General features: G+C 71.9%; 11 protein-coding genes. 2 read left to right on the top strand and 9 right to left on the bottom strand.

What is annotated here, in order from left to right; all coding sequences use genetic code 11:
- Positions 1-112: 112 nt before the first annotated feature.
- Complete coding sequence (locus FNH08_RS13135; RefSeq protein ID WP_152771654.1) at positions 113-925, bottom strand: amino acid ABC transporter permease; 813 nt, start codon at positions 923-925, stop codon at positions 113-115.
- Complete coding sequence (locus FNH08_RS13130; RefSeq protein ID WP_228034091.1) at positions 922-2,187, bottom strand: amidohydrolase; 1,266 nt, start codon at positions 2,185-2,187, stop codon at positions 922-924. Before FNH08_RS13130 ends, FNH08_RS13135 begins: the two co-directional genes overlap by 4 nt.
- A 118-nt stretch (positions 2,188-2,305) precedes the next feature.
- On the opposite strand from FNH08_RS13130, the gene FNH08_RS13125 reads away from it, so the two are divergent.
- Complete coding sequence (locus FNH08_RS13125; RefSeq protein WP_152771653.1) at positions 2,306-3,436, top strand: ArsR/SmtB family transcription factor; 1,131 nt, start codon at positions 2,306-2,308, stop codon at positions 3,434-3,436.
- A gap of 52 nt (positions 3,437-3,488) precedes the next feature.
- Here FNH08_RS13125 and FNH08_RS13120 read toward each other — a convergent pair whose 3' ends face one another.
- Together FNH08_RS13120 and FNH08_RS13115 are read right to left on the bottom strand one after the other, a co-directional pair.
- Complete coding sequence (locus tag FNH08_RS13120) at positions 3,489-3,956, bottom strand: DUF5990 family protein (protein WP_152771652.1); 468 nt, start codon at positions 3,954-3,956, stop codon at positions 3,489-3,491.
- 103 nt (positions 3,957-4,059) lie between these two features.
- Entirely contained in the window at positions 4,060-4,377 is a 318-nt protein-coding gene (locus FNH08_RS13115) for a S1 domain-containing protein (protein WP_228034090.1), read from the bottom strand.
- A 59-nt stretch (positions 4,378-4,436) separates the two neighbouring features.
- Between FNH08_RS13115 and FNH08_RS13110 the strand changes: the two genes are divergently transcribed.
- Entirely contained in the window at positions 4,437-4,868 is a 432-nt protein-coding gene (locus FNH08_RS13110; protein WP_152771651.1) for a DUF7919 family protein, read from the top strand.
- An 18-nt stretch (positions 4,869-4,886) separates the two neighbouring features.
- Here FNH08_RS13110 and FNH08_RS13105 read toward each other — a convergent pair whose 3' ends face one another.
- From FNH08_RS13105 to FNH08_RS13085, 5 genes are read right to left on the bottom strand one after another with little or no spacing between them, the layout of a single operon-like run.
- Positions 4,887-5,606, bottom strand: coding sequence for a 4'-phosphopantetheinyl transferase family protein (locus tag FNH08_RS13105; RefSeq protein ID WP_194238473.1), 720 nt, complete (start codon positions 5,604-5,606; stop codon positions 4,887-4,889).
- A 26-nt stretch (positions 5,607-5,632) separates the two neighbouring features.
- Complete coding sequence (locus FNH08_RS13100) at positions 5,633-6,049, bottom strand: hypothetical protein (RefSeq protein WP_152771649.1); 417 nt, start codon at positions 6,047-6,049, stop codon at positions 5,633-5,635.
- A complete protein-coding gene (locus tag FNH08_RS13095; RefSeq protein WP_152771648.1) occupies positions 6,042-7,202 on the bottom strand; it encodes an acyl-CoA dehydrogenase family protein in 1,161 nt (386 codons plus the stop codon). The genes FNH08_RS13100 and FNH08_RS13095 overlap by 8 nt, the downstream gene beginning before the upstream one ends.
- Positions 7,199-7,879, bottom strand: a complete 681-nt coding sequence (locus FNH08_RS13090) for a DUF2786 domain-containing protein (RefSeq protein ID WP_152771647.1) — start codon at positions 7,877-7,879, stop codon at positions 7,199-7,201. Before FNH08_RS13090 ends, FNH08_RS13095 begins: the two co-directional genes overlap by 4 nt.
- Positions 7,876-8,850 (bottom strand): beta-ketoacyl-[acyl-carrier-protein] synthase family protein, encoded by a 975-nt coding sequence (locus FNH08_RS13085; RefSeq protein WP_152771646.1) that lies wholly within the window; start codon positions 8,848-8,850, stop codon positions 7,876-7,878. The genes FNH08_RS13090 and FNH08_RS13085 overlap by 4 nt, the downstream gene beginning before the upstream one ends.
- Between the last annotated feature and the right edge of the window lie 5 nt (positions 8,851-8,855).

Genomic DNA, 8,855 nt, shown 5'->3' with positions numbered 1-8,855 from the left:
GCTGTGGGCGCTGGGGCGGTCGGGGCGTGCGCGGTCGTTGTCGTCGAAGGGGTGGCCGGGTCCCCTCCGGTGGTCACGGAGGGCATCGGGTCCGGTCCGGTGGTCGCGGGGGTCACAGGCCTTCTCCTCGGGCGGTTCCGGCGGGCTGGAGCGGGGTCTTGGGCAGGTCCGGCTCGACGAGGGCCGGCGTGTTCCCGTGGTGCGGGCCCTCGCGCAGCCGCCTGTCCAGGTAGTTCACGAAGTAGGTCAGCGGGATCGTGAGGGCGAGGTAGCAGATGCCCGCGGCGATCAGGGGCGAGGAGTTGTAGGTCCGGGCGACCTCCTCCTGAGCGATGAAGTACAGCTCGCGCTGCCCGGCGGCGAGGCCGAGGAGGTAGACCAGCGAGCTCTCCTTGATGTCCTTGACGAACTGGCCGGCCATGGCGGGCAGTACACGGCGGATGCCCTGCGGTACCACCACCAGACGCATCGCCTTGAGGTAACTCAGGCCGAGGCTGCGGGCCGCCTGCAACTGGCCGGGGTCGACGCTCTGGATGCCGGAGCGGAAGATCTCCGCGGTGTAGGCGCCGGAGATGATGCCGATCGCGAGGATCGCGTAGCCGAACGGATCGGTACCGAAGGGGCGGATCCCGGCCGCGGGCAGGCCCACCCCGACCAGCATCACCGTGATGATCACGGGAAGGCCGCGGAAGACGTCGACGTAGATGCGGGCGGGCAGTCGCACCAAGCGGCGTTTGGACAGCAGCAGCATCGCGGCCACCAGGGCGATGGCGACGCCGAGGACGATCGCGCCCGCGGCGATGACCAGGGTGTTCAGCAGCCCTTCGGTGAACAGGCGGGGGAAGGTCCGCGCGATCAGGTCCCAGTTGAAGAACGTGTTGAACAGGGCGTTCGAGGCGAGGGAGGTCGGGGACGAGGAGGTCATGACGGCTCCTGACCAGCGGCGGAACAGGGAGCGGACGACTGGACCGACGACTGGACCGACGACTGCAACGACGACTGGTACGAAGACTGGACCGACGACTGGAACTCCGTACGGACCGCGGTGAGGAATTCGGGATCGCCGAGCAGGTCCAGGACGAGCGCGGCCATGGCGGTCGCCATCGTCGTGCCCGCCTCGTGCGCCCGCGGGCTGCGGGCGGCCTCGCGCATCCGGGCGGAGTGGCTCGGGGTGTCGCGGGGGCAGATCTGCACGTACGGATGGATCGCCGGGAGTTCGACCGAGACGTTGCCGATGTCCGAGGAACCGGCCGGATTCGCAGGGGACGGTGGTTCCAGCTCCAGGCCGAGGTCCGCGGCGTAGGCGGCGATCCGGTCGGCCATCACCATGTTGTCGTTGCGCTCGGCGTAGCGCGGCGCGCTCTCCACGGTCTCGACGGTCGTGCCGGTGGCGAGTGCCGCTCCGTCGGCGGCCGCGAGGACACGCGGCAGCAGTGCGTCCAGGGCGGCGGAGGTCGCCTCGCGTACGAAGAGCTCCACCTCGGTGCGGTCGGGCACGACGTTGGGGGCGGTGCCGCCGTGCGAGATGATCCCGTGCACCCGGGCGGTCGGCGGGATGAACTGGCGCAGCGAGTCCACGGCGGTGAGGAACAGCTGCGCGCCTGCCGCGGCGGAGCGTCCGTCCCAGGGCATCTTGGCGGCGTGCGCGGCCACACCGTGGAAGGTGAGCCGCAGATGGCTCGCGGCCAGTGCGTGCCGGGCTCGCAGACCGCGGTCGCCCGGATGGAACATCACCGCCGCGTCCACGCCTTCGAACACGCCGCGCTCCAGCATGAGGATCTTGCCGCCGCCGCCCTCCTCACCCGGGGTGCCGATCACCATCAGTGTGCCGGGATGGTCGGGTCGCACGGCGGCCGCGGCGACGGCGGCGGTCAGTCCACCGGCCGCGATGAGGTTGTGCCCGCACGCGTGACCGATGCCGGGCAGCGCGTCGTACTCCAGCAGTACCGCGACCGTCGGACCGTCCACCGGGCCCCGGTGGGTGGCCGTGAAGGCCGTCGGCAGGCCGGCCACGCCCTTGTTCACCTCGAAGTCCGCGGCGGCGAGCCGGCCGACCAACTGCTCGACGGCGTAGTGCTCTTCGAACCGGGTCTCCGGTGTCCCGTGCAGATCGAGGCTGAGCTGCTCCAGCTGGGACCGGCGCTCGCGTACGGCGGCGCGGAGGTCGGCGGGGACAGGCTGATTCATGGCGACTCCGGGGGAGGGCTCGGTGGGTTGCCGGAACCGTAGAGCCCCCTGGAGGCCGTACCTATGATGGTTGCCGCGGTCGCGGTAAGCGACATTCCCCAGCAGGCCGGAGGTGGCCATGAGCGTCGTCCTCTCGCTCGCCGGAGCCGCCCCTTCCCGCGTGTCCGCGGGTGCCTCACCGCTCGCCGAACTGGGCGCCGCGCTCCACGCCTACACGGAGGCCGAGCACCATCCGCGGGCGTTGCGCTGGGTCCGCGGGCTCGAAACCGACGCCCCCGGCGGCGAGGGATCCACCCGGGACGGGGCACCCACCGCCACTCTCACCCCCGGTCTGAGGCAGCGCATCAGGGACTGGGCGCCGCTGTGGGCCTCGTACCGGGCCCGGTACCTGTTCCCGCTGAGCGCCGAAGGAGACCGGCCGCTCGACGCCGAGCTCGCCGACATCGCGGAGCTGCCACTGCCGCTCTTCGCCGAATTCACCGGATACGCGATCCGAGGCGGCAACTCCGGCGCCCCGTTGGACCGGGTGCTGGACGACCGCGCGCAGCGCCAGGGCCTGCTGACGGCGGCCGAGCAACGCTCCACCGCCCGCGCCGAACTCGCCCGCAGGCTCCTCGACGCCCCGGAGCCCCTGCGTGCCGATCTCCTCGACCTGCTGGCCCAGGTGGCCCGGGCCCTGGAACCGGACCTCGCCAGGGCGGCCCGAGCGATCGCCGGACAGTTGCCGCGACTGCGCGACCGCATCGAGCACAGCGGCCCCGGCAAGGCGCTGGCCGACCTGGATTCCACGGCGTCGTACCGGGACGAACCGCCCCGCGTGGTCTTCGACAAGTTCCACCACGGAATCGTGAACGTCGCCACCACCCCGGTGCTGGTCGTACCGTCCACCTTCGGCCGCCCCCACCTGCTGGTGAAGCACGAACCGGGTCTGGTGGCAGTCGTCCACTACCCCCTCGTGCCGGAGGGCGACAACCAGCCCGGCTACGCGGTGGTGCACCGCCGTCTCGAAGTCATGCGTGACCCGGGCCGCCAGCGGATCGCACGCGCCATCGCCCGGGAACCCCTCACCCCCTCCGCACTCGCCGACCGCAGCGGCATGACCCTGCCGCAGGTCTCCCGCCATCTGGCCCGGCTGCGCGAGGCCGGCCTCGTCACGGTTGAGCGCGACGGCCGACGGGCGTACTACCAGCTGCATCTGGAACGCGTACGCAGCATGGGCGAAGACCTGCTCACCGCGCTGTTCCACTGAGCGAGCACGGCTCGCCGGGGGAGCCGGGTCCCTCTCGGACGCGCAACAGGCCCTAGTCGGCGCGTGCGGCGGTCCACGTGATGTGTGGGGGCTCGACGCGTGCGCACAGGGGACCGCCCTGCGCGTCGGTCAGGCCGAGGTGTCCGACCAGCAGTCCGTCGCGTGCGGCGGCGTCGAGTACGTCGGCGGGGATGACGTCGAGCATGAGCTTGGCGCGGCGGAACATCGTGAAGATGCCCGACTCGTCGACCGTGCCCCACGACAGGTAGATGAACCGTCGGCCCAGACGGTCCTGCACGTAGGGGCCTTTGACCTCGGTGCCGGCCGGCGAGGTGCTCGTGGTGCACTCCAGGGTCCATGTCGCGGACGGTGCGTCGCCGGGCTGTGGTTCCAGGAGTTCGGCCGGACGGGCGCGGCGTTGCACGGCGACGTGGAGGTTGCCGTACGCGGGGACTCTGCCGTCGGCAGAGGCGGGGCGGGTGCGGCCGGGCAGGTCGACTGCGTCGATGCGGATGCGCATCCGGCCATCATCCCTGGCCGACCCCCGCCCACCCGCATCGCGCCGGCGTCCGGGCGACGCATGCCGACCGGTCAGCGGGTCAGTCCCGGGCCAGGCTGTCAGCTCATCGAGTCCGAGCTGTCCACTCGTCGAGCCTGATCTTCACTTGATGGTTGTGCTCCGTGTGCCAGATGACTTCACCGGCGACGGAGGCGCCCACGGCGGGAAGTTCCATGTGGTGCGGCATGGCGGTGATCTCCGCGAGACCAACTGCGTTGGGCACGCCGTCGATCACGAGAAAGACCCCGAACGGGGGGCGCGCGACCACCTGTCCGCTGACCCGGGATCCGATCGGCAAGGCGGCGACGGTCGCCGCCCAGCTCCGGATGATGGCTTCTGGGTCTGGCGCGCGGGAGGGGCCTGGCTCACTGTTCTCGGACATCGGATCATCGTGGCGAGCACGAGGGCAGCTGTCGAGGACGTTTCTGGTAGACAGCCGTCGTGACGTACTACGCGGACCTGACGCCTTACACGTACGGCAGTGACAGCGGAGGCAGCGGAGACGACTGGGATCCGGAGGCGTCCGGACTCTGGCAGGGCGTTCCCGTGCTGAATGTGGGCTGGCTCAGTCGGGACAAGGGGTACGTGAACGGCTCTGCGCCACCAGGGCTGGTCGACATGCTGGAGAGCATGACTCGCACGCACCGAACCCGGCAGACCCGAGGCTTCCACCTCTGCCCGTGGTGCACCTCGCGCCCGGGTGCCGGTTTCCCCGATGGCCCTCGGGGGAGTGCCGAGATACGGGTGATGGGAAGCGGCGTCGCCTATGCCGCACCTGAGTTGATCGCTCACTATGTCGAAGCCCATGGCTACCTGCCGCCGGCCGACTTTGTCGCGGCGGTGCTGTCCTCCGAGGGGGAGAGCCACACCTGAGTGGTCGAGTGGTCGTACCTACGCGCTCCCCAGTTGGGCATGCCTGGCCGAGATCCTGGGGGCCGCCGACCCCGCGACGGCCAGCGCCGCCACATAGCCGTCCGGCACCGGCAGGTCGCGCACCGACCAGGCGCCCCGGATCTGCCCGGACGGATCGCGGACGACGCCGGTGCCGGTGCCAGTGTCGGTGTCGGTGTCGGTGTCGGTGAACACCGTCAGGCCCAGGCCCTGGGTGAGGCGCGCGCCGGCGGCCTTGACCACGGCCTCCTTGCGGGTCCACAGCCGCAGGAAACGTTCGGCACGTTCCGTGGGCCCGGTGGCCGCGGCCACGAAACGGGCGTCGGACTCGGGGAAGAAGCGCTCGGCGAACGGCTCGACCGGCAGGCCCGGCCGCAGCCGATCCACATCGACCCCGACCTCGGCGTCCCGGGTCACCGCCACCAGAGCGAGCTCACCGGAATGGGAAAGGTTGAACCGCAGATCGGAGCTGCCCGCGAGGTGTGGTTTGCCGTGACGTCCCCGCTGTAGGAGGAGTTCCTCGGGAGGAACGTCGAGATAGCCGGCCAGAATCAGCCGCAATGCTCCGTGCGCGATGATGAAACGCCTGCGGTCGGTCTCGAAACGACAGCGGCCGCCGCGCTCGGTCTCACGCCCCGACAGAATCCGGGACAGCGTCGCCACCGTGGCCGACGGCCCGTCCAGCGGCACCGTCCAGACGTCCACCGCGGGCCCGCCCATGTCAGAGCCGTCTGTCCCGGTCCTTCTCATGCGGGCGCGACCCGGCCCACGCGGCCGACGAACCCGACCGCGGCCGCGGCCGCGATCCCCGTCACCCCGGCGACCTGCTCGGTGGCGGCCAGGTAGGTGTGCCCGACCACGGCCAGGTGGCGGGCGGGCTTGTCGGAGGTCCGCGAGTCGCTCGCCGTCAGCAGTCCGACGAGGCCCCGGCCCGGCCGCCGGCTCGCCACCGCGAGGACGGCGTACGGCGCCGCGGCGACCCGCGGGCCGGCGTGCGTCGTCGCGGCCGTCTCCTGGTGGCGCCCGGCGCCCCGCCGCTGGTTGATGACGATCACCACGCCGGCCGGCGCCATCGGCATCGGCCCGGCCGTCCGCGGGATCGATCGCCGCGGCTCCCGTCGCGCCGCCCCCGGTCCCGCCGGTACGAGGCCGGTGTCAGTCACGGCGGAGACTTCCCTGGACCAGGCCGGTGAACAGGTTGAGCTTCTGGATGTTGCCGGTACCCTCCATGAACTCCACACCACGGGCGTCCCGGGCGAGCTTGTCCAGCAGCGGGTGGTCCAGGCGGGCGCCGGGGCCGAAGTAGCCGAGTGCTTCGAGTGTCGCCTCCTCGGCGAGGCGGGACGCGCGTGCCTTCGCCGCCGATGCCAGGTAGCCGGCGGCGGGCTCGTTGTCGTCCACGGCGATCGCCGAGCGCCAGATGAGCTGCCGGAGCTCCGTCAGGCGGAGGCCGAGACGGTCGAGCCGGTGACGTTCGGCCGCGCTCAGGGTGCGCCGGTTGTCCAGGACGTACTCGTACGCGGCCCGTGCGATGCCCAGGCCGAACGCGGCGACGCCGGGGCGGAGGCGGTTCAGCCCCTGCACCGCGCTCCACATGCCGCGCTGGGTGGCCCGCAGATGCCTGCCGAGCACCTGGCCGGCGGGCACGCGTACGTCGTCGAGGGTGACGGCGGTGATGCGCAGGCCGCGCAGCCCGATGGTCTCCAGGGGCTCGGCGGTGAACCCGGCGGCCGAGGTCTCGATGAGGACCGCGGTCACGCCGAGCGGCCCCGGACGGGTGCGGGCGAAGACGATGCCCAGGTCGGCGCGGGCCGCGTTGCCGATGTAGTGCTTGGCCCCCCGGAGCACGAAGTGGTCGTCGCCGTCCGGGGTGAGTGTGGTGCTCATCGCCCCCGCGTCCGAGCCGCGGTCCGGCTCGGTCAGCGCGAAGAAGGTCCACGTGGGCTTCTCCATGATCCGGGTGTAGAACCACTTCTTCTGCTGCTCGTCGCCCATGGCATCGACCAGCACACCCGACATCACCGGCCCCGGCGCCGCCAGCAGCATGCCGGCGTCGCCGGCCGCCGCCTCCTCGGCGAAGACGACCCGCTCCAGGGTCCCGGTGCCGTAGAAGCGATGCCCGTCGATGACCACCGGGTCGGGATTGAACTCGGGTGGCACCGTCACCCTTGTCAGGTACGACATGATCCCCACGTCCAGATGGCGGTGGATCGCGTCCGGGTCCTGGTCGAGTTCCAGGGCGAGGGGCTTGAGCTCCTGCGCCCACGCGCGGGCCCGGCGCTGCATCGCCAGTGTCCTGTCGTCCAGCTCGATCATGCCGCTCCTCCGTGCTCCCCGGTGTTCTCCCCGGTGTGCTCCCCGGCGCGGGCCGGGCCGAAGTAGACGTCGGCGATCAGCTCGGACACCCGGGCGACCTGGCCCGGCCCGTCCGCCAGGAAGCTCACGGCGCCGAGCAGCCGCAGCAGCATCCGGTCGGTCTCGGTGATCTGGGCGTTCAGGCCGGTCAGGACGTTGTCGTCGAGGTCGCCCGGCGTGGCGCCCTCCAGCATGGTCGCGATCTCCAACTGCTCGATCACCGCCTCCGCGACGCCGCCCTTGACCATCTGCTGGTGGAGCAGCTTCGCGTCGCCGACGGTACGGCCGCCGAGATGGGCGAGCGCGGCGTCGAGCAGCCGCTCCGAGAGGCCGAAGCGCAGGCAGGTCACGCCCAACGCCCATGCCGCCCAAGGGGTGGTGGACCCGCTTGGTGGTTCGGCTCGGCTCCGCGACGCGATGACGGTGCCGTCCTCCACCGTCAGGGTCGCCAGGACCTCCCCCGTGACGGCACCGGCGATGCCGACGGGCGCCACCACGTGCCCGCCGGGACCTCGGGGCGGTGCACCGCCGTCGCATACGGTCTCGTACAGCAGGGACAGCGCCGGGACGAGGCCGTCGTGGCGGGCGGTCCGCCGGTACCGGATCCATTCGTCGGTGGCGGCCACGCGGCCGGTCATGTCCCCTCCTCCAGATCCAGTGTGCTCACGCACAGGTACCGCAGCGTGCTGTCGTACTCGGCTACGACCAGACGGCGGGGCCCGTCGTCTCCCGCGAACTCGGGGAGTACGTCGGCCAGGGTCGACCAGGGGCCGGTGCACGGACGGCCCGGCGGCGCGGGACGTACGTCGATTCCTGGTCCGAACCGTTCGGCGTCGAGGCCCTGGCCGGTGATGAGCGTGAGGGGGCGGCCGACACCGCACCCGTCCGGCTCGTTCAGCAGCGCGTCGAGCGTCGTGCGGACCTCGTCCGGCGCGACGCCGGCGAGCTGCCGTGTCACCGGTTCGCCCGCGCGGCCCCCGGAGCCCTCGGGATCCTCGGGATCCTCGGGATCCTCGGGATCCTCGGGATCCTCGGGATCCTCGGGGCCGAAGAGCAGCGCCACCGCGCAGTCCTCCTGCGGCACGTCATGGGCCCCCGCGGTGTCGTACAGGAAGGTCCGCTGATCGAGCAGGACGACCAGGGCGTGCCGGAAGGCGTCGGCGGCGGCGTACTCCGAGACCAGACGCAGGGCCGTGAACCCGGCGGCGGTCCCCTGGTCCGAGAGGTTGAAGGCCAGGGGGGCGCCGGGCAGCACATCGGCCAGATGACAGGACGTGGAGCGGCGCGGATCGGCGTCGGGGGCCGTGTGGGCCACGAGCACCAGATCCAGGGGCTCCACAGGCGGGGGCAGGTCGGCGAGCAGTTCCTGGGTCATCTCGATGAAGGTGTTGCGCTCGCCCCGCTCCAGAAGCTCCGGGCGGAACTCCACCGGGTACGGGCGCACCAGGTCGGCCTGCATCCGGCTCAGGCTCGGCTCCAGCGGATCGGGCAGGAAGGGCCTGCCACCGGAGAAGGTCCGGCTGACCAGCCGGGACAGGCGCAGCGGCACCCGCCTGGCCGGTGCGGGTGCCGGTGCGCCGACCGGGCCGGGAGACGTGGTGAGGTACATCGGCG

It is taken from the genome of Streptomyces spongiae (genome assembly GCF_009377185.1).
Classification (GTDB): domain Bacteria; phylum Actinomycetota; class Actinomycetes; order Streptomycetales; family Streptomycetaceae; genus Streptomyces; species Streptomyces spongiae.
This window is presented reverse-complemented; position numbering and strand designations above follow the sequence as displayed.